Here is a 22,060-nt window from a genome sequence, read left to right as displayed (position 1 = left end):
GCGGGCTAGAGGTGGTCGTGCTCGGCGTGGGCGCGGGGCACGACCGGCACCGCCAGGGCCGGGAAGACCGCCGCGGCCGCGAAGGTGAGCGGGTAGCCGACCAGCCCGATCAGGGCGCCCATCAGCGGTCCGACCATCGACGCGGCGATGAACTGGCCGGTGTTCTGCACCCCCAGGGCCTTGCCAGACCAGCCCGGCCCGGCCATCTCGGCCACCGACGTGAACGCCAGCCCGTTCGGCGCCACGGTGCACGTCGTCGCGAGCACGAACACCACGGCGGCGGCGCCCCAGTGCGCGGCATCCACCGCGGCCAGCAGCACCAGCACGAGCGTCACGCTCACCGCCACCCAGCGCAGCGGGCGCACCCGGCTGCCGACCCGGTCGCTCACCACACCGATCACGATGCGACCGATCGCACCCACGAACTGCGCGGCGCCCACCAGCACGCCGGCGGCCAGCGCATCCCAACCCTGGTCGCTGACCAGCCAGACCAGCCCGAACGTGGAGATGGTGAACTGCGGCACCACCAGCAGAACGGATGCGGCGTGGATGCGCCAGAGGAACCCGCTGGCGCGGTACGGGTTGTGCGGCGGCAGAGCGGCACCGGCGGCACCCGCGCGCGGGGCGACCCTGGGCGGGTTGGCCAGGCCGATCGCACACGCCACGAAAAGCACCGCGGTGAGCGCGAACGGCACGAACAGGGCCGCGCCCACCCCGGCATCCGCGGCGATCACCGGGATGGTGACGGCCGCGACGGTGACACCGAGCGGCTGCGACATCTGCCGGATGCCCATGGCCAGGCCGCGCCTGTGCTTGGGGAACCAGCCCACCACGATGCGTCCGCTGGCGGAGTTGGTGCTCGCCGAGGCCATGCCGCCGAGCAGCAGGAACACGCCGAGCGCGAGGTAGCCCTCGGCGAGGATGGCGCCGCCGGCCGCGAGCGCGGTGAGCAGCAGCCCGCCGGCGATCACCCATTTCTCGCCGATCCGGTCGGCCAGGGCGCCCCAGAGGATGAGGGTGAGCACCATGCCGAAGGTGGGGATCGCGGCGAGCAGCCCGGCCTGGGCGAGCGAGAGGCCGCGTTCGGTGTGCAGCAGGGGGATGAGGAAGGCCGGAGCGCTGACGAAGACCGTGCCGGCGGTCTGCGCGGCCACGCCGAGCGCGAGCACCACCCAGGCGCGGGCGCTGACGGTCGATGGTGCGGCGGTGCTGGTGCTCAACGGTCTCTCCCCGGGTCCCTCAGAGCCTATTGCCACCGGCAGCCACCCAAAGTGGGGGTGCCGCCCGGGGGCTCGCGCTCGCTAACCTCGAATCACCGAACCCGTCGAGGCTCCCCGCCTGCACTGCACTGACGGATGGTCCGACGCCGCTGACGCGGCGCACATCCGAAGGCAATCCCGGCCCGCCCTGCCCCGCCCGCGCGGTCTCCTGGGCGCAGCCGCGTCCGGGCGCGTCCAAAGGAGCCACGTGACCCTGAATCCACCCGCGATGCGCACCCGCATCGCTGCTCAGCTGGTCATCGAACACCTCCTCTCCCGCCAGAATGCCGTGCCGCCGCGCACCCGGGTGGCCCGCCTGTTCGGCCAGTCGCCGCTCTGCCCGGAGAGCGTGAGCTGGTACCTCGGCGCGCAGGGCGAGATCACGGTGGGCAAGCTGCTCGCCACCCTGCCGCCGGACTGGACGGCCTTCCACGCGGTGCCGATCGGCAAGAACGACACCGACATCGACCACATCCTGGTGGGCCCCGGCGGCATCTTCACCATCAACACCCAGCACCACTGCGGCAAGCGCATCTGGGTGGGCAGCCGCACCGTCACGGTCTCCGGGCACAAGAAGGCCTACCTGCCGGCCGCCGAGCACGAGGCAGAGCGGGTGAGCACGGTACTGCGCGAACGGATGCCGCTGGTCGCGCCCGTGCAGCCCGTGGTCGCGCTCGTCGACGCCAAGCAGATCACCTTCCGGCAGAAGCCCGAGCAGGTGAAGGTGCTCGATGCCCGTGGGCTACTCAGCTGGTTGGAGCGGCTGCAGCCGGTGCTCAGCGAGGCGGAGATCGCCGAGGCCGTCGTGATCCTGGACAGCCCGACAACCTGGCGGCAGCATCCGTGCCCGCCGGCGGCCGACGTGATGAGCCGGTTCACCGCACTGGACGGGCAGGTGCGGCGTGCACGCCTGCGCCGCGTGCTCTGGGCGACCGCGGGGGTGCTCAGCGTGGGTGGCGGCGCCGTGGGTGCGGCCGCGCTGATCGAGAAGGCCCTGCTCGGCGCCCTGAACGGCTGAACCGACCCGGCAGCCTCAGTCCAGTCGCCGCCAGCTGGCCACCAGGGTGGCGCCGAGTGCGCCGACCAGGTAGGCCAGCAGGTCCACCGCGGTGAACGTGGTGCCCAGCGCCAGCCGGCTGAGCGGAAAGACCTCGGCCAGGGCCGCGGGAATGCCGGTGAGCTGGAAGAACTCGATCGCCAGGCAGATCAGGAGGGTGATCAGTCCGATGCGCCAACCCGATGCCCGCACGAACACGATCGACAGCAGCACGAACAGCATCACCGCGTACAGAGCGTCGGCAACGAAGTCGCCGGCCGCGCCCATGATCGTGAAGTGCACGACCAGCCCGGTGACCAGAATCAGGCCGGCGACCGCGGCCAGCAGGCGTCGGCGCTGGGTGATCGGGGAGCGCATCGACAATTCGCCGGTGACATCGAGGAGGTCGTGCCGCGCCGGTGCGTCCACCCCGGCGTTGCCGGCACGGTAGCCCGACGGGATCACCCGGATGTTGCGCGTCATACCGAGAACATACCGTGTGCCGGTACCCCCACGCCTCGGTCGATGCGTACGAATACGCTTAAGCGCGCGCCTCGGCCACGATGGCCCTGGTTGCCGGCAACACGGTGTCGCCCAGTCGCTCGATCGTGTGCGGGTCGTCGCCGCTGACGATGAAGGTGCCGATGCCGTGACCCAGCGCCAGGTCGGCCAACTGTTCTGGGGCGGTGTCCGCCGGTCCCACATTCAGCAGCCGACGGATGCTCGACGGCTGCCGCCCGGCCGCGTTGGCGGCGTCGTCGATGCGGGCATTGCCGTCGTCGAGCTGCACCATCGAATCCAGCCTGCTCAGCGTGGGCAGCCAGCCGTCCGCGGCGATGCCGACGAGGGTGAGCATCCGCTCGCTGTACGCGCCCAACCAGATCGGGATCGGATGCGGGTGTCGGTGTCCCAGATCTCCCGGATCACCCCGATCGCCTCGGCGAGCGCTATCGTCGCCTCGCCGGGTACGCGCCGGTCCGCGCCCATGGCGACGAGGGCGTCTCAGAACCCGCCGGTGCCCAGGCCCAGCGCCATCCGCCCGTTTGTCAGCCGGTCCAGCGATGCGGCCGATCTGGCGAGCACGGCCGGCGGCCGCAGCGGGATGTTGTGCACGTTGCCGGCCAGCTGCACCCGTTCGGTGTGCGCCCCCACCCACGACAGCAGGGTCCAGGTATCAGGTCGACCGTGGCCGGGGGATCCGCGGCCAACGGCGTGATGAACGTGCCGCAACTGATCGAGGCACCATAGTCGACCCCGGGCATGCCCACCTCCCCTTCGCACCAGCGGGATAGCCGTTGTCCGAGGCCGCTGCTACCGTGCTGGCATGACCACGAATCCTGACCCGGCCCGCTCCCGCGCCGCCCTGGTCGGCTGCGTGTTCGTCGGCACCAGCCTGGATGGCTTCATCGCCAGGGAGAACGGTGATTTTGAGTGGCTCACCGCCGCCGGCGACGCGTTGGGCGAGACCGGGTACGACGAGTTCTTCGCCAGCGTCGATGCCATGGTGCTCGGCCGCGGCACCTTCGACACCGTGAGCATGTTCCCGGAGTGGCCATACCAGGGCAAACGGGTGTTCGTACTCAGCCGCACCCTGCTGCGCAGCGACGCCGGCGAGAGCCGGCCGGACACCACCATGCACGCCACCCTCGGGGATGTGATCGACGCCCTCATCGCGGAGGGCCGTCGCCGGGTCTACGTCGACGGCGGGCGCACCATCCAGAGCTTTCTGCGGGCCGGGTTGATCCGCGAGATCACCATCACTAGGGCGCCGGTGCTGCTGGGCTCTGGTATTCCCCTGTTCGGCCCGCTCTCCGGCGACGTGCACCTGCGGCACATCGGCACCCGGGAGCTCGGTGCCGGCTTTGTGCAGTCCAGCTACGAGGTGCTGGGTTAACCGGCCCGCTCGGCCAGGTTCAGCCACTCCAGCAGCTGGTCCAGCGGCAGGGCCCGCGAGTACAGGTGTCCCTGTGCAGAGTCGGCGCCGATCTCGGCCATCTGCTCCTGGTGGTCTGGCCGTTCCACCCCCTCCGCGATGGTGGTGATGCCGAGCTTCGCGCTCATCTGCACGATGGCCTCCACCACGCTGCGGTCCACCGCGTTGGCCAGCGCCCCGACCACAAAACTGGAATCGAGCTTGACCACCGTGATCGGCAGCATCCGCAGGGTCGACAGCGAGGCGTAACCGGTGCCGAAGTCGTCGATGGCGATGTGGATGCCGTGGCCGGCGAGGGTCTTCAACCGCCCCACCGCCGCCGCCGATTCGAGCATCACGGTCTCGGTGAGCTCGAGCACCAGCCGGTCGGCCGGCAGGCCGCTGTCGGCCAGGCACCAGAGCACGGAGGCCACGAAGTTGTCGCTGTCCAGCTCTCGGGCGGAGACGTTCACCTGCACCGTCATCGGCACACCGGGGTGCACCTCCGGCCAGGTCATCGCATCCGCGCAGGCCCGGCGCAGCACGAACGCGCCGATGCCCACGATGGCCCCGGACGTCTCGGCCAACGCCACGAATTCCTCCGGCTGCAACAGCCCGCGCTCCGGATGCTGCCAGCGCACGAGAGCCTCCGCGCCGGTGCAGCGCAGGTCGGTCAGCGACACGACCGGCTGGTAGTGCACCACGAGCTCGGCGTTGCCGGCGGCCCTGGCCACCTGTCGTTCGAAGGTGACCAGCGGCGGTTCGCCCTGCAGCAGCCCCACCGTGAACGCCCGCACCCGGCCCTTGCCGTTCGCCTTCGCGGCGTACATCGCCACGTCGGCCTGGTGCACGAGCGCGTCAAGGTCGATGCCGGGGCGGGCCGAGGCCACGCCCACGCTGGCGTTCACCAGCACGGGGCGCCCGTCGAACGTGATCGGGGCGGCCAGCGACCCCACCATCCGTTGCCCGATCGCGAGCGCGTCGTCATCCGTCGTGCCGGTGAGCACGACCGCGAACTCGTCGCCGCCGAGCCGCGCGCAGACGTCCTGCGGGCGGATGCTGTGCTGCAGCCGGGCGGCGACCTCGGTGAGCACGGCGTCGCCGGCGTGGTGGCCGAGCTGGTCGTTGACGTCCTTGAAGTCGTCCAGGTCGAGGAACAGCACGTGCAGGCCGCCCTCTGCGCCCTGTTCGTCGAGCGCGGTGGCGAGCTTGGTGGTGAAGGTGGCTCGGTTGTCGAGGCCAGTGAGCGGGTCGCTCTCGGCCTGCGCCGTGAGCTGGCGGTGTGCGTCACTGTTGCGCAGCGCCAGGTTCACCTGGTTCACGAGGCCGCGCACCGACAGCAGGGTGCCCTCGGGGATGCGCCGGGGGGCACCGATCAGCAGCCAGGCGTCATCCTCTTCTTCGGTGAGGGGAACGCACTCCCACTTGAGGGCGGTGCCGACGGCGTCGTTGAGTGGAGCGTCATCGGCGACCCTGGCGTCGTCCACCGCGCCGGTGCAGTTCACCACGGATCCGGGCACGGTGACGGGCAGGGTCGCGAACTGCCCGGTACTGGCGCCGATTCGCAGCACGTCGCCGTCGCGGGAGGCCTTGAGCACCCGGAGCCCTGGGGTGGTGGAGCCGAGTTCGTTGGCGGTGGTCCAGGCCAGGCCACGGATGCGATCCGGGTCGGTGAGGCCGAGCAGTTTCGCGCCGGTCTTGGTGAGCGCTCGGTCCCGTTCGATGGCCCAGTCGTGGGCCTGCAGCCCGATGCGCAGTTGTGCGGATACCGTGATGGTGAGGGCCATGATCGACACGACACCGATCTGTTGCACCCATGTGGGCGCCGTGGTGTGCTCGGGAACCAGCGGCCAGAGTGCCGCGGCGGTGAGGTACGCGGCGGTGTAGAGCACGCCGCGTGCCGTCGATCGCCAGCGCGAGCCGTACAGGGTGCGCACCCAGGCGCAGGCGAAGAGCAGCGGTGCCACGGCCGAGGGGGTGGCGCAGGCGACCGCGAGCGCGGTGAGCGCGACGGCGTCGAGAATCTCCAGGCCGAACGGCACCCGCTGGCGCAGGTAGCCGTAGATGTGCGAGGCCCACAGTGTGAGCGCGGCAACGGTGCCGAGCAGCAGGACGAACGGGTGCACCTCTGGCACGACGAACACCGCGGGCAGGGTGAACAGCAGAGACAACATCGCCAGCCAGGTGAACAGCCAGCGGGTGCCCTGCAGGATGCCGTCCGGCCGGCGCAGCAGTGTCGGCAGCGCCTGGCGCAGCCCGATACGAGCGGGTGTGACGGGCGTTGACCATTCCCCGACTGTGTTCATCTGACCGAGTTCCCTCACCGTGTGTTCACGGCGGGTGAACCCCTGGGGGTGGTGTAGCCGACACGTAGCTTGAACCTACCAGTGAGTAGTCCTCACTGCTGCGCGCCGTGCCCGTGCCGACGCGCCGGATTACCCTGTCGGCATGAGCCATCCGCAGCGTCTGGCCGCCGTCGACGGCCAGGCGGGTCTGGAGCGGTTCTGCGCAGAGTTGATGGGTGTGCCGGTACCTCGGGATCGCCCGCTGTGGGAGCTGCTGGTGGTGCCGGATGCGCAGGCCCGCTGGGTCGGCTTCGTGCTGCGCATCCACCACGCGGTCGCCGACGGCATGGCGGCCGTGGCCATCGCCCAGCAGCTCTTCGATCCGACCCCGCCGGCAGCAGACTTCCCGCCGACCGCCCCACCGGCCCCACCGCGCCGTCGGCACCTGCTCCGCACCCTCCGCATCGGCCTGCGTCGCACGCGACTCACGCTCACCGGCCGCGGGGTGGCTCCGACCGTGCTGCTCGGCCCGCGCAGTGCGAGCCGGGGCGTGGCCTTCGTCGATGCCGACCTCGCCGCCCTCGAGACGCGTGCGCATGCACGGGGTTCCACCGTGAACGACGCTCTGCTGGCGAGTGTGGCGGCGGGCTACCGTGCCGCCCTGATGGCGGTCGGTGAGCCCCTGCCTGCGCGGCTGCCGGTCTCCGTTCCGGTGGCGCTGCGGCGCCGCGGAACATCGGGCAACCAGGTGGGCGTGATGCTCGTGCGGCTGCCTCTGGATCTGTCCATAGCCGACGACAGGCTGAGCGCGATCGCCGAGCAGACCCGGGCCGAGAAGGTCGAAGCCCGTGAACAGGGCACCCTGGAGCTGATGCGCGGCCCGCTGGGAGCGACGATCATGGATCGGCTCGCCCGACGGCAGCACCTCGTGGCCGGCTTCGTGACCAATGTTCCCGGTCCTGCTCACCGGCTGCACCTCGCCGGAGCGGCGGTGGACGCCATCTGGCCGGTCGGCGTCATCGCCGCCAATGTGCGCCTCGGTGTCGCGGCGGTTTCCCACGCCGGCCGACTCTCGTGCAGCATCCACTTCGATGCGGCGAATGTGCCGGGCATGGTCTTCGCCCGTGCGATGGCCGACGAACTGCGCCGCCTGACCGCCTGACCGCCTGACCGCCTGACCGCCTGGCAACCTGGCAACTTGACCACCGCCCCCCCACGATCACGCCGCCCCATCACACGGCTGCCGTGATCACGCCGCTCGGCTGGCCCGATGCCGCTTGGGCGTGCGCCACTTCTGCTCCGGATCCAGCCAGGGTGGCCCCTTGACCTGAGGCATCCCGTTCAGCATGCGGATCTGCCACCCCGACGTGTCGATGGTGCGGTGGTGGTACCAGCAGAGCAGCACCCCGTTGGTGATCTCGGTCTTGCCGCCGTATTGCCAGGGGATGACATGGTGCACTTCGGTCCACTGCGGTGGGCATTCGCAACCATCGATCACGCAGCCACCGTCTCTGGCAGTGATCGCCTTGCGCTGCACCGGGCTGAACCGGCGACAGGTGCTGCCGAGGCCGAGAACTGCACCGTTGGTGCCGATGTACACCGGCTGCATGCCGCCATTGTCAATCATCTGGGTGATGGTGCGCATCGATATCGGGGCGTCCACCCCGTCGATCCAGCCGACCCCGCTGAGATTGACCCCGTTCTTGGTGAGCAGGTCGCGCGCATTCACGTGCACCATCACCGTGGGCGGCATGCCCGCCATGGTGGGTGTGGTTGGGTCCTGCGCCACCTGGGTGAACACGCCACGGATGATGTCGGCCCGCTTCTGCGCGCCGGACCGCTCGTCGAGGGCGTCGCCGGGCACGAGCTCGCCGGCGTCGATGCGGGCCTGTTCCTCTGCCGAGGGGAAGGAGGGCTGCGAGCGGGCCGAGAGGTAGGTGTTGAAGACCCCGGAGATGATGCCCTTGAGCTCGGGGGTGACCGCTCCGCGCAGCGGGTAGAGGCCGTTGCTGACCCGGCCGAAGGAGAAGGTGGACTTGGCCTCGGAGGTGGCATCGTTGGGAGCGGCCCCGTCCGGGTTCAGGAATGCCCGCCACTCCATGCCCTGGCCCCTGACCAGGTCGGCCGGGAAGGTGAAGCCGTCAGAGTCACCGAGTCGGCAGACGGGTCCCGAGGAAGGATCGGTCTCGGTCTCGGTCTCGGTCTCGGTCTCGGGGTCAGCGGCGGTGTCACCGTCGGTGTCGTGTCCCTTCGACCGCCCGAAGACCGACCCTGTCGCGTTCTGCACCAGGGCGGCCTCCGCCCCGTCGACCGCCACGGGATCGGCGTCGTACCGACCGTGGACCTTGTAGTCCGATAGGGCGCTCACGATGTTTCCCGCCGAGTCCAGGCCCAGCTCTCCGGCGGCAAGGGCCGCCGCGACAATGGGGAACACGGGCTCGAGCCGGCTTGCACCGAGAACCCGGGGTGTGATCTTCTCGCCGAGCTTGACCCGGCGGTTCATCTCCCACGCCGAGGCATTGGTCAGGCGGGTGAGTAGTTCGGAGGGTGTCGCTGCTCCCAGCCGCCAGGCGATGGACGCGTTGCCGAGACCAGGTCTGGCGCGATCGGCAATGACGGCGGCGGCGGCGACCCTGGCCGCATCCACCGGGCGCCCGGCGGCCTCGACGGCCTGCGTGAGGGCGACGATCTCGGGGTCGGTGAGCCCAACGGTGTCGACCGAGCCCAGAGCGGCGATGAAGATGCGGCGTGCCTCGTCGATGGCCCGTAGTTTCTCACCGAGGGCACCGGTGCGCGCGTTCTGCACGGCCGGCAGGTCGGCCGGATCTCTCCACGCTGGGCGTGAACGACGAGGGCTGCTCGCCGCACCTGCGGCGCTGTCGGTGGTCGCTCCTAGGCTGGGGGCATTCAGCCGGGCGGGGGCCGCCAGGCTGGTGTTCCAGTCGGGTGAAATTGGTGGAACGGGAGGCTTGCCCGTCGCACCTGTGGAAGCTGTGGAACTGCCGTTCAGCTCGTCGTCCATACCCCCATTCTGCCACGATTCGAGCAGATATGTGATGATTCCTCAACTTATCCACAGGGCAATTTTGCAAGTTTTTACGAAGTCATGCGGCCACTGCTACCGCGCCGCGAGCGTCGAGAGAAGCGCGGCCGGAAGCTCGGCAGCCGGAACGGTCACGACGAACTCGGTGCCGTTCCGACGCGTGACGGCGATGCCCTGCCCGCCGCTGAGCACAATCGCCGAACGCCCGGGCAGGATCCGATAACCCCAACCGCCCCAATCCATCGGCCGGATGGTCTCGGCTCGTGCCGATGCGATCTGATCGAGCGGGATCTGCTTGAGCGGGAACCGCAGCAGGCTCGAGACCACACGCAACCCGCGGCGGTCTACGCTCACTCGCAGCCGCGCGAAGGTGAGGCTGATGACCGTCACCAGGGCCAGCGTGATGACCGCGGAGGCGCCGGCGCCGCCCTCGACGACGCTGAAGACGCCGAGTGCCACCGCGCCGAGGGCTGCAAGGGTCGCCACCCAGACGAAGACCGGCACCGTCACGGTGGTGAACCAGGCGCCTGTCTCGGTGGCGCCGAGCGGCACCGTTGCGGCGGGGGCGGATGCGTCGATGCGGCTGCTCTGCGCTCGCCGCGGCGACAGCGCGAAGGGAATCAATCCGTAGCCGGAACCCACGACCGCCAGCACCGGCCAGGCCCCTGCTGCCGGCTCGGGCGACCCCGTCACCAGCACCAGGCCGGCGATCACCAGCCAGGTGCTCGCGGCCAGGCCCGCGGCGAAGCCGGCGGCGAGCAGTAACACCCGGCGAATCTCGGCCGCGGCGTCCGAGAGGGCCACGAGTCCCACGATCGCGCCGACGAGAGCGATGCTGCCGGTGACGCCGATCATCACTTCGGTGCCCGCGGTGGAGGTGACCTCGCTACCGTTCCACTGCTTGGGCAGCACGGCCGGCAGGCTGTCGTACCAGAGGGTGGCTGTCACCGAGATGGCCAGAGCAGGCAGCCAGAGCGTGGCGGCGGCGAAGCGCTCCCGCACGGTGCTGCGCGGGGTGAGCGGGATGTCGATCTCGGCTGTAGTCGGGTGCGGCATGGTTCAACCTCTCGTGTGGATCAGGGTGACGACGTCGGGCACGCTGACGCCCAGCTTGCGAGCCTCGGCCAGTAGGGCGTCGGCGAGTTCAATGAGGCGCACGGTGCCGGCGCCGGCATCCGCCCGCACGGATGCGCCGCGGCCCTGGCGCATCTCGAGAAGCCCGTCATCGCGCAGCTGCGCGTAGGCGCGCAGCACGGTGTGCATGTTGATGTCGAGGGCACTGGCCAGCTCGCGTGCCGGCGGCAGTCGAGTGCCGGGCGCGAGTGAGCCATCCGCGACGCCGGCTCGCACCTGAACGGCGAGCTGCTCGGCAATCGACACCGTCGAGGCTGGGTCCACACGAAACAACATGTTTGCAATGTTAGTAGAACAATCGCGCGGTGTCGAGGCGCGGGTCGCGGCTGCCGCGCCGCGAACCGGATGCGGGCGCGCCGAACTGGTGCGCCCCGTTAGTCCAGTACGGGCGGCGCGCTAGTCCAGTGCGGGCGCTGCGTTAGTCCAGCGCGGGCGGCGCGTTGTCGGGCGGCTCGGCCTCGGTGCGGAACCGGACGGCCTTGTGGCTGCCGTCGCAGAACGGCTTGAGGGTCGAGACCCCGCAGCGGCAGAGCGCCACAGTCTTGCGGCCCGGCGGGATGACCGTGCCGTCGGGGGTGAGGATCTCGAACGGACCCCGCACCAACAGTGGGCCGTTCGGGTAGGCGGTGATGCTCACCAGCGCATCCGCCGCACCCGGCGCATGGCCGCGACCCGCGGATGCCGGCGCCGCACGAAGCTCGGCCTCCGCCTCGGCCGCTTGGGCCTCGGCCACGGCCAGGGCCTGCGCCAGGGCGTCCTGATCGCTCACGCGGGCAGGCCCGCGGTCGCCGGGGTGCGCAGCGCTGACACGCCCGCCGTCCAAGCGTCGATCTGCTGGTGGCCGGCCAGGCCGTCGATGAACAGCCCGGCGGCGGCACCGAAGAACACGTCCTCGAGAAGCTCGGGCTCGTCGGTGGCCAGTGAACCGGCCAGGTCGCGGGCCGCGATCTGCTCGTGTACGGCATCCGCTTCAACGTGCTCGTCGAAGTAGTAGGTGACGTTCTTGTCATAGCCGAGCCGCCGGAAGCCGTTGCCGTAGAGCCGGTTGGGCTGCGACGATGTCATCTCGAATGCGGCGAGGTGGCCGGCAATCGCGCCGCGCAGGCGCCGATGGGTGCCGAACATGGTCATCATGTTGCTCGAGGTCAGTGTGATCGCGGGTACCTGGTCGATGTAGTGGCCGTAGCTCGCGTCCAGGCCAACGCCGCGCATCGTGCGGGCGAACAGCTCGGAGTGCATGCGGTCGAACCGGCCGCCGCCGTACTCGTCGGCCTGAATCTCGACGAGCGCGGCCTTGGCACGGCTGCGGATGCGGGGGATCGCCCAGGTGTGCGGGTCGGCTTCCTTGAGCTGGTAGATCGAGCGCAGAATGAGAAACTCCCGGGCCTGCTCGTCGGTGGCTTTCTTGGCCAGGTAGCGCGAGACGCTCGGGCCGCTGTCGGCGCCGGTGAACTCGAACAGCGCGGTGGCCACGTTCTCCACGCCGGGTTCGGGCAGTTCGGGCACGGATGCGCGCTCCCGCAGCGCAATCTCGAAGTCGACTTCCACGTCGGCGCAGAAGGACAGCACATCGGGGTGCCACTCCCAGGCGTCATCGACGCCGTCGAGGCCGCTGTAGCGGAGTTCGTAGGCCATGAACAGCGCGGTCTGCAGATCGTCGTCGAGCAGCAGGTCGTCGGTGGTGGCGAGCGCCACGGCGGTGCGCTCGTGCAGGGCGGCGGCGAGGGCGGCCTCGGTGCTGCTGTCGGAGTCGGAGGAGCGGAGAAGGTCGATCAATGCGGCGCTGACGGGACCTCGGGACTGGGGGATCTGCATGCGCAGTGCCTCTCTGATCAGCGGGTGCGAAGCGCCCTCGTGGCGGCACCGGCAAGTGGAGATCCTAACAGGGCGCGGATGGAGAAAAGCCGGGTCACGAGCGCGCGTCGAAAGCTCCGTCCGGTCAGCTGTGCGCGGCCTTCCAGGCATCGCTGATGAGGCGTTCGAGCAGGGCCAGGTCGATGTCGTCGAGCCGTTTCACGTAGAGACATGAGGCTCCCGTGGTGTGCGGCCCCAGCTCGGCGAGCAGCGGGTTGTCCGGCTCGCCGGCGTTGTGCACGCCGTAGATCGTCATGGCGCCCTTGCGGGGCGAGAACCCCACGTCGAACCAGTTGTTGGTGCCGAGGGTGTTCGTGTGCGGGGTCGAACCGAAACCCACCATCGTCGGACCCCACATCACGGCAGGCTGCTGGGTCACGCGCTCCATGATCTCGCGCAGCCGGTGCCCTTCCTCACGCCGGCGCGGACTCTCCACCGCGTCGAGGAAGGCGGTGACGTCTTGGTCGGTGGGGCGGGTCTTGGGAGCGGCCATGCCCCGATGCTAGCCGCCGCGCGCCGCCCGCGATACATCGGATGCGCCGCCGGTTTGACCTCGCCCCTGGGGCGACGCCCATGATGGTGGGACACCGCTACACCTCGAATACCCCTCGACAGGAGCACGATGACCGACGATCTCACCGCCGGCGATTTCCAGGCGCTCACCGGCCTCACTGCCAAGGCACTCCGCCTGTATGCCGACCGCGGCATCGTGGTGCCGGCCTGGGTCGATCCCGCCTCGGGCTACCGGTATTACTCCAGGGCGCAGCTCCAGCACGGCGCAACGGTCGATCTGCTCCGGCGCGCGCAGGTGCCGCTTTCCGAACTGGGCGCGGCCGCCGATTTCGACTTCGCCCGCTGGCGCGACACCGTGGCGATGCGCCGGCACGTCGAGGACTTCTCCCTGGCCGTCGCCGAAAAAGTCAGTACCTTCGACGCCGCCGACTTCACGGCGCACAGCACCCCGGCCCCCGCCGTCGACTGGGTCGGCGTCATCATCGACCTCGATATCCCCACGGATGCCGAGGACCGTATCGAGGCCTTCACCGGCCTCGCGGCAGACCTGCCCGCCATCGAGCGGGCCATGCACGAGGCGCTGAGCGCCCTCGGGGCCGGCCCGGCGGCCGTCTGCTGGAGCGCGGTGCCCGACACCGGCGTGAGGAACGCCGGCAACCAGATGCTCCTCGCCCGCGCCGGTGCGACCGCCCCCGGGTCGGCTGGCATGCCCGCCCCTGACCGCGCCGGTGCGACCGCCCCCGACGTTGCCGGCGTGCCGCCGCTCGACCGAGCCGCGCTTGCCCGTATCGAGGCGCACGTTCTGGCGAACACCGGCAGCACCGTCACTGCGGTGAGTGGCACTCTGCCGGCGCGCCTCGAGGTCACCTTCACCGCCGCATCCGCCGGCCTGCAGACACCGGTGGACGAGGCGGCCGCCGGCTACCTGCACCTTCTGGCCTTCGAGCAGCACCTGGCCAGGCACGGCCTCGTAGCAATCCGCCCCACCGCGCGCCAGGTCGTGCGCGGCCCGACGCTCTTTCCCGCCGACGTGCCTACCGCCGCTGCCGCGGCGCACGCATCCGCCCCGGTCGGGGTCTTCGACGTGCACGCGGGGTGACCCGCGCGTTCGCCGCACCTCGTGCGGGCGACCGCGCCCGCTATAGAGGGCGCGGTCGCCCAGAGGAGGCGCAGTGACGCGATCGCGGGCGGTTTCGCCCCGCGAGAATCACGGATGCGTATGTCGCGTTGCGCGGGTCAGCCGCCGATTCGCACCCTGCGCGCCACCCGCGAAGCGGCGCGTGACCCGCGCAGCTCGCGTATCGGCCGGTCGGAGTGCACCCGAGCACGGAGCCCGCGGCCGAGCGGCCGCAGAGGGCGGCCCCGACGCGGGCTGACGGCATCCGGCCCGCCCACGCCCGAACGGCCGGTTACTTCGGCGCCGCGCCGATCGACCAGATCCGGGTGGGCGGCGTGCCGTTCACCGCGTAGTCGCCCACGATGCGCGCCTTGAACACCCACGGGTTGTGGCTGGCCGCGGTGCGGGCGTTGCGCCAGTGCCGGTCGAGGTTCTTCGACGTGGACACCCCCGACGCCGCCAGTGCGTCGAAGATGTCGGAGGTGGCCCGGGTAGCCAGCGACACCAGCACCACCTGGGCCTGCGCCGTTGCCAGCTCGGCCAGGTCATTGAGCCGTTCTTCCTCGACCGAATCGCCCAGGAACGCGCCCTCGTATGCCCCTTGCAGGGCCCAGGCCGCCTTCTCCACGATCGCCTCGGCGGCGAAGGCCTGCGCCGATACCTCGCCCACCACCTGCAGAATCTGCGGGTCGGCAGCGAAGGACTGCGCGTTGCCGTGCGAGAAGATACGAGTGCGGGCCTTCACCTCGGCCGCGATCTCCAGTTCGGCGGCGCGCACCGTGCCGGCCAGCACCGCCAGCAGAACCGCCTGATAGAACGCGGTCTGGTATTTGAACCGAGTGTCGAAGTCGATCACGTTCTCCTCGGCCACCACGGCATCCACGAAGGTGCTGGTTCCGCTGCCGGTGGTGCGCTGGCCGAAGCCATCCCAGTCGTCGCTGTGCGTGACGCCGCTCTGGTGCGCGTTCACCACGGCGATCACGTTCTGGCCGGTGTCGCCCACCTGGGCGAAGGTGTCGATCCAATCGGCGAAGATGCTGCCGGTGGAGTAGAACTTGGTGCCGTTCACGACCAGCCCGCCGGTCGGCGACGGCCGCACCCGGGTGATGACGTCGCCCACGGTGACGGTGCCCACCTCGGTCCAGGAATTGCCCACGATCTCGCCGCGCACGAATCGGGCCAGCCAGGCGTCGCGCTGCGCCCCGGATGCCACGAGGCGGTCTTCGACGAAGGCGAAGTGGCCGCGCAACGCCTGAGCGATGTTCGAGTCCGCCGCGGCCAGCTCAGTGAGCAACCGAAACAGCTGCGGCAGGCTGGCGCCCAGGCCGCCGTCGGCCACGGGCACCCGCAGGGCGCCGAATCCGGCGGCCGTGAGCTCCCTGATCTGGTCGTAGGGCAGTTGGTGATCCTGCTCTCGAGCGGATGCGCCGGTGGCGATCCGAGCAAAAATCGGCCGGAAACGCGCGGCCAGGTCGGCATAATCGACGGCGGCAACGGGGGAGGTGGTAAGGGTGCTCATGCACAGGACACTAGGTGAGCGGCGCCCCCGCCCGCACGGAGATGACGGTTCGTTGCGGCCGCGGGCGCGCACGCACGTTGAGGAGGACAACGGTCGCAAAATAGGACTCCGCGCGGATTTTTGTCCTTCTAAACGCACTATCTCCTTGCAAACCGGTGCGTCGACCGGGTGCGTGCCCTACGGCGCCGGGACGGCGGACCGGCGGACTCGCTGGCGGACGGCCACGAGTGCGAGCCCCAGAAGCGCCACGACAACGGTGCCGATGAGCGGGCGCAGGGTGAGGTGGGGAGTGAGCAGCACCTGCCGGAACACCGCCGCTGCGTAGTCGATCATCTCGTCGGGGTTGCGGGCCAGCATCCGGGTTCCCGCGGCCGCAGACACCGCCGTTGCGAAGGCGGGCCCCACCACCACGACCGCAATGGCGGTGATGGCCGCAGCGGCCCGGCCCGCGGTGGCGACCCCGCACCAGGCGATCGCCACACCGCAGAGGATCGCGGGCAGCCACAGCAACAGGCCCAGCCAGACCCAGGGGTTGAGCGGGCGGGGGAGGGCCGCCTCGTCGACGACTTCCTGAGGGTGGTCTGCGCCGGGGATCGTCATGTCCGGAACCCTAGCAGCGGCCCTGCCGAGATCGTTTGTCGCCTCCACCCGGGGCTACGGCGGTGCCGCCGCGGGGGCTACGCCTGGGGTGGCGGCGCCAGCACGGCCGCAACGGCAAGGCGCAACGTCTCCTGCTCGAACGCCGCCCTGGGCCCGTCCGCGGGCAGCGCGCGCTCAATGGACAGGCCGTTGAGGACGGTGCTCAGAAAACGCGCGGGTCCCTCGACGTCCTGCGCGACCAGGGCGCCCTCCTCGCTCAGCGTCCGCAGCCACTGCTCGATGCGATGCCGGCCACCGCGCTCCAGCGCGAGATAGGTGTCGGCGTCACCGGCCGAGGTCCCGGGCTCGAAATAGGCCCGATTGAGTCCACGCCACATTTCTCGTGCCTGCTCGCCGGTGCCGACGTGGCCGAGGATCTGCTGCAGGCAGGCGATCAGGCGCTCGGCTGCAGGCCTCGTCGTGTCGCGGATGGGATCGCCGGTGGCGGCGATCTCGTAGATGCCGGCGACGACGGTGTCGATCAGCGCCTGCTGGGTCGGAAAGAAGTGGCGCAGCGACCCCGTGCTCACGCCGGCCCGGGATGCCACGGCGCGCACACTCAACCTGGCGGTCGGGTTCTCGCCGAGCATGGCCGCCGCCGCAATCAGAATCCTGTCCCGTGTACCCTGCGCGCCGCTGTCGTCCGTTGTCACGTGTGCCTCCGTGGTCAGCCTACTAGCACACTGTGCTAGCGTGGCATTCGTTGCACTAACACAGTGTGCTAATGCCGGATGGTGGAAGGACAGCGGATGACACAGGGATGGCGTCAGCGGCGAGCGGAGCGACGCGCTCGACCCGGAGACGGCCGGCCGTTGCCCCGGTTCCGCTGGTGGCAGCAGCTCAGCCGCTCCGTGTTTCTCCTCGATGCACCGGATGCGCACTATGCCGTCGACGTTCGCCACTGGGGCGATGGTCATGATGGCGAGGTGCGGGCCCGGTTGTACCGTGACGGGCTGCAGCACGCGGTGTCGAAGCTGCCGGCGCGCTTCCCCCTCGACGGGGGAGCGATCGAGGTGGCCGCCGGCGGTTTCGGCATGAAGCGGTGCCACTACGTGGCCCCCGACGGGTCGGAGCGGGTGCTGACCCCGCACCCGGCCTCGGCCGAAGGGCGCCGGGCGCGACTGGAGCGAACGCGGCCCGGCCTCAGCCGGAGCATCGCGGTCGTCGCGACGATCCTGGTGCTCGTCGGCGTCACGCTGGGACTGCTGCAGCTGATCGATCCGATCTCGCAGATCCCGCCCGTTCGGGAGGCCTTCGGTGAGCTCGAGCCACCGCTGCGGCTGCCGCTCTGGGCGAATATCTCGCTTGGCGTCGGCACCGCGCTCGGCAGCATGGAGCGAGCGCTCCGGCTGCGCAGCACCTGGCTGGACAGCCTGGCCAATTGATACCCGTTGCGCCCTGACGCGCCGGTGGGCGCGGCCTCCGTCGCGTCCCTAGCTCGCCTTGCGCCGCCTGCGCAGCGCCGCCGGCGCGGCGGAGGGCAGCAGCTCGGCCAGCAGTGGCATCGACTCGAAGCGGCCCCGCTCCACGTGGGCCGCGGTGAGGAGTTCGGCGACGTCGGCCTGGCCGGCGACGATGGCGTCGACGATCTCACGGTGTTCCACCCACATCGCGGTCGTGTCGCGCTGGGGGGTGAGTCGGAACAGCCACCGCACCCGCCCGCTCATGAGCTTCGTCACCCGGTGCAGCAGGGCGTGATCGGCCAAGTTGATGATCTCCTCGTGCAGGTCGGAGTTGCGGGTCGACGGCGGAGCGACCTCGGCGACGGTGTGCAGCGTCGAGGAGACCGGAGCGATCGCGCCGCGGGCGGTGCGCAGCGCCTCGAGCATCGGCGCGACGTCAGCGCCCGCAGCGGCCCGCCGGGCGGCAAACGCCGACGCCATCGGTTCAAGCTGGCGGCGCAGATCAAACAGCTCGGCGGCATCCGTGAGAGTGAGCGCGTGAACGACCGCCCCGCGCCGCGGCTGCGAGCTGATGAACCCCTCCGATTCGAGAATCGGCAGCGCCTCCCGCACGGGAATGCGGGACACCTGCAGGCGCTCGGCGATCTCACGCTCATTGAGCTTGGACCCCATGCTCAGCTCGCCCGTGATGATCTGTTCGCGCAGCACGTTGGCGATACGCGCTGGGGTCTGTTCGAGGCTCATGGACACCATTCTGACACGTCCACAACCCGCCATTTGGCATACCAGACAGCATCCAGCAAGCAACAAAAGCCGAATAAAGCGCTATTTGGTATGCGAAAGTGACGCTGACGTAAGAAGTATGTGACGAGCGTGTTACACCGGGTCGTTCCGGGCAGACGGTCACCTAGCGTCGATGACGTGCTCACATTCATCGCCCGCCGATTGGCCCTCGCCGTCGCCACAGTGCTCGCCGTGGTGACCATCGCCTTCGTGCTCGGCCGCGCCACCGGCGAACCCGGTGCGCTGCTCCTGCCCGACAATGCGACCCAGGCCGATGTCGAAGCGCTCAATTCCGCGCTCGGCTTCGACCGCCCCCTGCTCGTGCAGTACCTCGACACCCTCGTCGGCCTGGTGACCGGCGACTTCGGCGACTCCTACCGGCTGCGCGAATCCGCGCTCGGCCTGGTTCTCGAGCGGGTGCCCGCCACCATCGAGCTCGCCTTCTGGGCCTTCCTCATCGGCCTCGCCCTCGCTCTCGTCGCGGCGCTGACCATCCAGCTCTCCGGCAGCCGCGTGTTGCGGGCGATCGTCGGTTGGGCCGGCGCCCTGCGCCAGTCGGTGCCCGACTTCTTCTTCGCCCTGCTGCTGGTGCTCGTGTTCTCGGTTCTGCTCGGCGCCCTCCCGTCGCTGGGCCGCACGAGCTACGCCAGCCTGGTGCTGCCGGTGATCACCCTGGCCACCGGCCAGTTCGTCATGTACCTGCGCCTGCTGGATGCCGCGCTCAGCGAGCAGGCCGGGCAGGACTTCGTGCGCACCGCCATCGCCCAGGGCCAACGTCGCTCCACGGTGCTGTTCACCCGGATGCTGCCCAACGCGATCGTGCCGGTGCTCGGCATGGCCGGCCTCAACCTGGGCGGGCTGCTCGGCGGCACCGTCGTCGTCGAGGTGGTGTTCGCCTGGCCCGGCCTCGGCAAGCTACTGACCGACGCGGTCAGCCAGCGTGACTTCCCGATCGTGCAGGCGGGCCTGGTCTTCGTGGCCCTCGCCTTCGTGATCGTCAACACCGCGGTCGACGTACTCGTGCGCCGCATCGACACCCGGACGGCGGCCGCATGACCACCTCACTCACCCTGGCACCGACCCCCGTCGTGCGACGCTGGCGGCCACGCCCCGGCGCCATCGTCGGCGCTGTGATGCTCGGCACGGTGCTGCTGCTCACCGCCATCGTGCCGCTGCTGCCCGGCTACGACCCGATGGGCCAAGACCTGCGCGCGGCCCTGCTGCCGCCTCTCGCCGACCCGGCACATCCGCTCGGCACCGATGCGCTCGGCCGTGACCTGCTCAGCCGCCTCGCGCTCGCCTCGGCCGTGACCCTGGGCATGACCGTGCTGATCGTGATCATGAACGCGGTGCTCGGCAGCATCCTGGGCATTCTCGCCGGGTATTACGGTGGCCGATTCGAGGCGTTCATCACCCTGGTGAGCAACGTGACCCTGGCGATGCCCGTCGTGCTGCTGCTCATCGCCATCTGCGCGGTGCTGCGACCCAGCGCCGGCCTGACCATTCTGGTGCTGGGCTGCACGTGGTGGGTCGGCTACGCCCGGGTCACCCGCAACATCGCCGCGACCCTCCGCCGCCAGGACTTCGTGGTCTCCCCACTCACCCAGGGCGCCGACTCCGTGTGGGTGCTCACCCGGCACATCCTGCCCAATGTGTGGCCGCACACCCTCATCATCGCGGCGACCGACGTCGCCACGATCGTGCTCATCACGTCATCACTTGAGTACCTCGGCCTGGGCGTGCAGCCTCCCGTTCCCAGCTGGGGCTCGATGATCTTCGACGGTCAGCGGCACCTGGCCGGCGACCCGTGGCTGGCGCTGCTGCCCGGCGTGGTGATGCTGCTCGCCGTCGGCGGCGTGCAGTTTCTGAGCCAGCAGTTCACAGCCGAGACCCGCGGCGGCCTGCTGCGAAAGGGAGGAATGCGATGAGCACCGTTCTATCTATCGAGAACCTACGCGTCGAGACCGACGGCGAGAACCCGCGCACCCTCGTCGACGGCGTCTCCCTGCGGGTCGACCGCGGCGAATCCCTCGGCGTGGTGGGGGAGTCGGGCTCGGGCAAGAGCCTCACCGTGCTCGCCGCCCTCGGCCTGCTGCCCGTGGGCACCCGCGTCACCGCCGGCCGCATCGTGCTCGACGACCGCGTGCTCGTCGATGTCGAGGCGGATGTCTGGGCGGGCGAGCGCGAGCTCCGCGCCCTGCGCGGACGCACCGCCGCCATGGTCTTCCAAGACCCGATGTCCTCCCTCGACCCGCTGCGCGCCGTCGGAGCCCAGGTGGCCTCAGCCGTGCGGGTGCACGCCCCACGCCTCGGCCGGCGCGCCGCCCGCGAGCGCGCCATCGAACTGCTCACCTCGGTGGGCGTGCGCGACGCTGCCGAGCGCGCCGCCACCCGCCCGCACCAGTGGTCGGGTGGCATGCGGCAACGCGCCATGATCGCCATGGCCATCGCGCACGACCCGCTGCTGCTGATCGCGGATGAGCCCACCACCGCACTCGACGTGACCGTGCAGGCGCAGGTGATGGACCTGCTCGCCGAGGTGCGCGAGCGCACCGGCTCGGCCCTCGTGCTGATCACCCACGACCTCGGCCTCGTCGCCGAGAACAGCGACCGGCTCGCCGTCATGCACCACGGCCGGGTCGTGGAGACCGGCGACACCCGCGCGGTGCTCGCTGCACCGACCGAGGACTACACCCGGCGGCTCATGGCCGCGATGCCCGCCGAGCAGGAACGAGCCATCCCCGCGGTGCGCACGGGCCAGGCGGATGCGCTGATCGCCGAGAACATCGTCGTCGACTACCGGGTCTCCGGCCGCAAGACGCCGGTGCGAGCCGTGGACGGCGTCTCGGTGCGCATTGCCGCCGGGGAGACCGTGGCGGTGGTCGGCGAGTCCGGCTGCGGAAAGTCGTCGCTGGCCAAGGCCGTGCTCGGCATCCAACCCGCCTCGGCGGGCACCGTCATCGTCGGGGGAGTCCCGGTGCGTTCCGAGCTCGCGGCCCGCACGGCCGCGGAGCGCGAGCTCGCCCAGATCGTCTTCCAGGACCCGTACTCGGCGCTCGACCCGCGCCTGACCGTGCACGAGCTCGTGGCGGAACCGTTGCGCATCCGCCGCGTCTATGACCGCGCCACGGTGGCGACATTGCTGGCCGACGTCGGACTTGACGAGTCCTATGCGAAGCGGTTGCCCGGTCAGCTCTCCGGCGGCCAACGGCAGCGGGTGGGCATCGCCCGCGCCCTGGCCCTGCGGCCCCGGCTGCTGGTGCTCGACGAACCCGTCTCGGCGCTCGACGTGTCGATTCAGGCGCAGGTGCTCACGCTGCTCGACACCCTGCAGCGCGAGCACGGCCTGGGCTACCTCTTTATCTCGCACGACCTCGGCGTGGTGCGCAGCATCGCCGACCGGGTGATCGTGATGCAGCATGGCCGGGTCGTGGAGGAGGCGCCGACGGCGCAGATCTTCAGCGACCCGCAGCATCCGTTCACCCGGCAACTGCTCGCCGCGGTACCGCGCCTCGACGGCCCGCGCCGCACGGCGCGCACGGCCGCCGCCTAACCCCCACAGC

23 protein-coding genes are annotated in these 22,060 nt (G+C 70.4%); 8 read left to right on the top strand and 15 right to left on the bottom strand.

What is annotated here, in order from left to right; all coding sequences use genetic code 11:
- Positions 1-5 precede the first annotated feature (5 nt).
- Positions 6-1,220 carry an MFS transporter gene (locus tag K2F54_RS14950; protein WP_220606650.1) on the bottom strand — a complete coding sequence of 405 codons (1,215 nt, stop codon included), beginning with the start codon at positions 1,218-1,220 and terminating at the stop codon, positions 6-8.
- A 247-nt stretch (positions 1,221-1,467) separates the two neighbouring features.
- On the opposite strand from K2F54_RS14950, the gene K2F54_RS14945 reads away from it, so the two are divergent.
- Entirely contained in the window at positions 1,468-2,277 is an 810-nt protein-coding gene (locus K2F54_RS14945; protein ID WP_220606649.1) for a nuclease-related domain-containing protein, read from the top strand.
- A 15-nt stretch (positions 2,278-2,292) separates the two neighbouring features.
- On the opposite strand, the gene K2F54_RS14940 is transcribed toward K2F54_RS14945, so the two are convergent.
- From K2F54_RS14940 to K2F54_RS19330, 3 genes are all read right to left on the bottom strand, one after another.
- Positions 2,293-2,778 (bottom strand): ribosomal maturation YjgA family protein, encoded by a 486-nt coding sequence (locus K2F54_RS14940; protein WP_220606648.1) that lies wholly within the window; start codon positions 2,776-2,778, stop codon positions 2,293-2,295.
- A 58-nt stretch (positions 2,779-2,836) separates the two neighbouring features.
- Positions 2,837-3,151, bottom strand: a complete 315-nt coding sequence (locus tag K2F54_RS19335) for a hypothetical protein (protein ID WP_255577151.1) — start codon at positions 3,149-3,151, stop codon at positions 2,837-2,839.
- A 146-nt stretch (positions 3,152-3,297) separates the two neighbouring features.
- Positions 3,298-3,525 (bottom strand): LLM class flavin-dependent oxidoreductase, encoded by a 228-nt coding sequence (locus K2F54_RS19330; protein ID WP_255577150.1) that lies wholly within the window; start codon positions 3,523-3,525, stop codon positions 3,298-3,300.
- A 94-nt stretch (positions 3,526-3,619) separates the two neighbouring features.
- On the opposite strand from K2F54_RS19330, the gene K2F54_RS14930 reads away from it, so the two are divergent.
- On the top strand, positions 3,620-4,189 hold the full coding sequence (locus K2F54_RS14930) for a dihydrofolate reductase family protein (RefSeq protein ID WP_220606647.1): 570 nt from the start codon (positions 3,620-3,622) through the stop codon (positions 4,187-4,189).
- Here K2F54_RS14930 and K2F54_RS14925 read toward each other — a convergent pair.
- The gene (locus K2F54_RS14925) at positions 4,186-6,513 is read right to left on the bottom strand and encodes a putative bifunctional diguanylate cyclase/phosphodiesterase (RefSeq protein ID WP_220606646.1); all 2,328 of its coding nucleotides are present in this window, start codon (positions 6,511-6,513) and stop codon (positions 4,186-4,188) included. The two genes, K2F54_RS14930 and K2F54_RS14925, sit on opposite strands and share 4 nt — an antisense overlap.
- A gap of 142 nt (positions 6,514-6,655) precedes the next feature.
- Between K2F54_RS14925 and K2F54_RS14920 the strand changes: the two genes are divergently transcribed.
- Positions 6,656-7,654 carry a wax ester/triacylglycerol synthase domain-containing protein gene (locus K2F54_RS14920; RefSeq protein ID WP_220606645.1) on the top strand — a complete coding sequence of 333 codons (999 nt, stop codon included), beginning with the start codon at positions 6,656-6,658 and terminating at the stop codon, positions 7,652-7,654.
- A gap of 87 nt (positions 7,655-7,741) precedes the next feature.
- On the opposite strand, the gene K2F54_RS14915 is transcribed toward K2F54_RS14920, so the two are convergent.
- The 6 genes from K2F54_RS14915 to K2F54_RS14890 all read right to left on the bottom strand — a co-directional run bounded on the left by K2F54_RS14915 (position 7,742) and on the right by K2F54_RS14890 (position 13,016).
- The gene (locus tag K2F54_RS14915; protein ID WP_220606644.1) at positions 7,742-9,514 is read right to left on the bottom strand and encodes an HNH endonuclease signature motif containing protein; all 1,773 of its coding nucleotides are present in this window, start codon (positions 9,512-9,514) and stop codon (positions 7,742-7,744) included.
- A 96-nt stretch (positions 9,515-9,610) separates the two neighbouring features.
- Positions 9,611-10,591 (bottom strand): hypothetical protein, encoded by a 981-nt coding sequence (locus K2F54_RS14910; protein WP_220606643.1) that lies wholly within the window; start codon positions 10,589-10,591, stop codon positions 9,611-9,613.
- Between the two features lie 3 nt (positions 10,592-10,594).
- On the bottom strand, positions 10,595-10,945 hold the full coding sequence (locus K2F54_RS14905; protein ID WP_220606642.1) for a GntR family transcriptional regulator: 351 nt from the start codon (positions 10,943-10,945) through the stop codon (positions 10,595-10,597).
- 142 nt (positions 10,946-11,087) lie between these two features.
- On the bottom strand, positions 11,088-11,438 hold the full coding sequence (locus K2F54_RS14900; RefSeq protein ID WP_308287685.1) for a CDGSH iron-sulfur domain-containing protein: 351 nt from the start codon (positions 11,436-11,438) through the stop codon (positions 11,088-11,090).
- Positions 11,435-12,484, bottom strand: a complete 1,050-nt coding sequence (locus K2F54_RS14895) for an iron-containing redox enzyme family protein (RefSeq protein WP_220606641.1) — start codon at positions 12,482-12,484, stop codon at positions 11,435-11,437. Before K2F54_RS14895 ends, K2F54_RS14900 begins: the two co-directional genes overlap by 4 nt.
- A gap of 124 nt (positions 12,485-12,608) precedes the next feature.
- Positions 12,609-13,016: a DUF1801 domain-containing protein gene (locus K2F54_RS14890; protein ID WP_220606640.1), complete on the bottom strand. Its 408-nt coding sequence runs from the start codon at positions 13,014-13,016 to the stop codon at positions 12,609-12,611.
- Between the two features lie 129 nt (positions 13,017-13,145).
- On the opposite strand from K2F54_RS14890, the gene K2F54_RS14885 reads away from it, so the two are divergent.
- On the top strand, positions 13,146-14,135 hold the full coding sequence (locus K2F54_RS14885) for a MerR family transcriptional regulator (RefSeq protein WP_220606639.1): 990 nt from the start codon (positions 13,146-13,148) through the stop codon (positions 14,133-14,135).
- Positions 14,136-14,445: 310 nt separating this feature from the next.
- Here K2F54_RS14885 and K2F54_RS14880 read toward each other — a convergent pair whose 3' ends face one another.
- The 3 genes from K2F54_RS14880 to K2F54_RS14870 form a co-directional block, all read right to left on the bottom strand.
- Positions 14,446-15,672: an acyl-CoA dehydrogenase family protein gene (locus tag K2F54_RS14880; protein WP_220606638.1), complete on the bottom strand. Its 1,227-nt coding sequence runs from the start codon at positions 15,670-15,672 to the stop codon at positions 14,446-14,448.
- Positions 15,673-15,849: 177 nt separating this feature from the next.
- A complete protein-coding gene (locus K2F54_RS14875) occupies positions 15,850-16,272 on the bottom strand; it encodes a hypothetical protein (protein ID WP_220606637.1) in 423 nt (140 codons plus the stop codon).
- Positions 16,273-16,349: 77 nt separating this feature from the next.
- On the bottom strand, positions 16,350-16,964 hold the full coding sequence (locus K2F54_RS14870; RefSeq protein WP_308287684.1) for a TetR/AcrR family transcriptional regulator: 615 nt from the start codon (positions 16,962-16,964) through the stop codon (positions 16,350-16,352).
- Between the two features lie 96 nt (positions 16,965-17,060).
- Here K2F54_RS14870 and K2F54_RS14865 point away from each other — a divergent pair, with 96 nt between their 5' ends.
- Positions 17,061-17,696: a hypothetical protein gene (locus K2F54_RS14865; RefSeq protein WP_220606636.1), complete on the top strand. Its 636-nt coding sequence runs from the start codon at positions 17,061-17,063 to the stop codon at positions 17,694-17,696.
- Between the two features lie 48 nt (positions 17,697-17,744).
- On the opposite strand, the gene K2F54_RS14860 is transcribed toward K2F54_RS14865, so the two are convergent.
- Complete coding sequence (locus K2F54_RS14860) at positions 17,745-18,458, bottom strand: GntR family transcriptional regulator (RefSeq protein ID WP_220606635.1); 714 nt, start codon at positions 18,456-18,458, stop codon at positions 17,745-17,747.
- Between the two features lie 177 nt (positions 18,459-18,635).
- Between K2F54_RS14860 and K2F54_RS14855 the strand changes: the two genes are divergently transcribed.
- The 3 genes from K2F54_RS14855 to K2F54_RS14845 are packed head-to-tail and all read left to right on the top strand — an operon-like array spanning position 18,636 to position 22,050.
- The gene (locus tag K2F54_RS14855; protein ID WP_220606634.1) at positions 18,636-19,553 is read left to right on the top strand and encodes an ABC transporter permease; all 918 of its coding nucleotides are present in this window, start codon (positions 18,636-18,638) and stop codon (positions 19,551-19,553) included.
- The gene (locus tag K2F54_RS14850) at positions 19,550-20,425 is read left to right on the top strand and encodes an ABC transporter permease (RefSeq protein ID WP_220606633.1); all 876 of its coding nucleotides are present in this window, start codon (positions 19,550-19,552) and stop codon (positions 20,423-20,425) included. Before K2F54_RS14855 ends, K2F54_RS14850 begins: the two co-directional genes overlap by 4 nt.
- Positions 20,422-22,050, top strand: coding sequence for a dipeptide ABC transporter ATP-binding protein (locus tag K2F54_RS14845; RefSeq protein WP_220606632.1), 1,629 nt, complete (start codon positions 20,422-20,424; stop codon positions 22,048-22,050). The genes K2F54_RS14850 and K2F54_RS14845 overlap by 4 nt, the downstream gene beginning before the upstream one ends.
- Positions 22,051-22,060: the final 10 nt, after the last annotated feature.

The sequence above is a fragment of the Cryobacterium inferilacus genome, assembly GCF_019599185.1.
In the GTDB taxonomy this organism is placed as follows: Bacteria; Actinomycetota; Actinomycetes; order Actinomycetales; family Microbacteriaceae; genus Cryobacterium; species Cryobacterium inferilacus.
Note: the sequence above shows the minus strand (reverse complement) of the source record. Positions and strands in the feature narration are given on the sequence as shown.

What these genes read in the sequence shown, in the direction of transcription:
- K2F54_RS14940 (WP_220606648.1), bottom strand. Translation starts at nt 2,778, where the DNA reads ATGACGCGCAACATCCGGGTGATCCCGTCGGGCTACCGTGCCGGCAAC.
- K2F54_RS19335 (WP_255577151.1), bottom strand. Translation starts at nt 3,151, where the DNA reads ATGCTCACCCTCGTCGGCATCGCCGCGGACGGCTGGCTGCCCACGCTG.
- K2F54_RS14930 (WP_220606647.1), top strand. Translation starts at nt 3,620, where the DNA reads ATGACCACGAATCCTGACCCGGCCCGCTCCCGCGCCGCCCTGGTCGGC.
- K2F54_RS14925 (WP_220606646.1), bottom strand. Translation starts at nt 6,513, where the DNA reads ATGAACACAGTCGGGGAATGGTCAACGCCCGTCACACCCGCTCGTATC.
- K2F54_RS14920 (WP_220606645.1), top strand. Translation starts at nt 6,656, where the DNA reads ATGAGCCATCCGCAGCGTCTGGCCGCCGTCGACGGCCAGGCGGGTCTG.
- K2F54_RS14915 (WP_220606644.1), bottom strand. Translation starts at nt 9,514, where the DNA reads ATGGACGACGAGCTGAACGGCAGTTCCACAGCTTCCACAGGTGCGACG.
- K2F54_RS14910 (WP_220606643.1), bottom strand. Translation starts at nt 10,591, where the DNA reads ATGCCGCACCCGACTACAGCCGAGATCGACATCCCGCTCACCCCGCGC.
- K2F54_RS14905 (WP_220606642.1), bottom strand. Translation starts at nt 10,945, where the DNA reads ATGTTGTTTCGTGTGGACCCAGCCTCGACGGTGTCGATTGCCGAGCAG.
- K2F54_RS14895 (WP_220606641.1), bottom strand. Translation starts at nt 12,484, where the DNA reads ATGCAGATCCCCCAGTCCCGAGGTCCCGTCAGCGCCGCATTGATCGAC.
- K2F54_RS14890 (WP_220606640.1), bottom strand. Translation starts at nt 13,016, where the DNA reads ATGGCCGCTCCCAAGACCCGCCCCACCGACCAAGACGTCACCGCCTTC.
- K2F54_RS14885 (WP_220606639.1), top strand. Translation starts at nt 13,146, where the DNA reads ATGACCGACGATCTCACCGCCGGCGATTTCCAGGCGCTCACCGGCCTC.
- K2F54_RS14880 (WP_220606638.1), bottom strand. Translation starts at nt 15,672, where the DNA reads ATGAGCACCCTTACCACCTCCCCCGTTGCCGCCGTCGATTATGCCGAC.
- K2F54_RS14875 (WP_220606637.1), bottom strand. Translation starts at nt 16,272, where the DNA reads ATGACGATCCCCGGCGCAGACCACCCTCAGGAAGTCGTCGACGAGGCG.
- K2F54_RS14865 (WP_220606636.1), top strand. Translation starts at nt 17,061, where the DNA reads ATGACACAGGGATGGCGTCAGCGGCGAGCGGAGCGACGCGCTCGACCC.
- K2F54_RS14860 (WP_220606635.1), bottom strand. Translation starts at nt 18,458, where the DNA reads ATGAGCCTCGAACAGACCCCAGCGCGTATCGCCAACGTGCTGCGCGAA.
- K2F54_RS14850 (WP_220606633.1), top strand. Translation starts at nt 19,550, where the DNA reads ATGACCACCTCACTCACCCTGGCACCGACCCCCGTCGTGCGACGCTGG.
- K2F54_RS14845 (WP_220606632.1), top strand. Translation starts at nt 20,422, where the DNA reads ATGAGCACCGTTCTATCTATCGAGAACCTACGCGTCGAGACCGACGGC.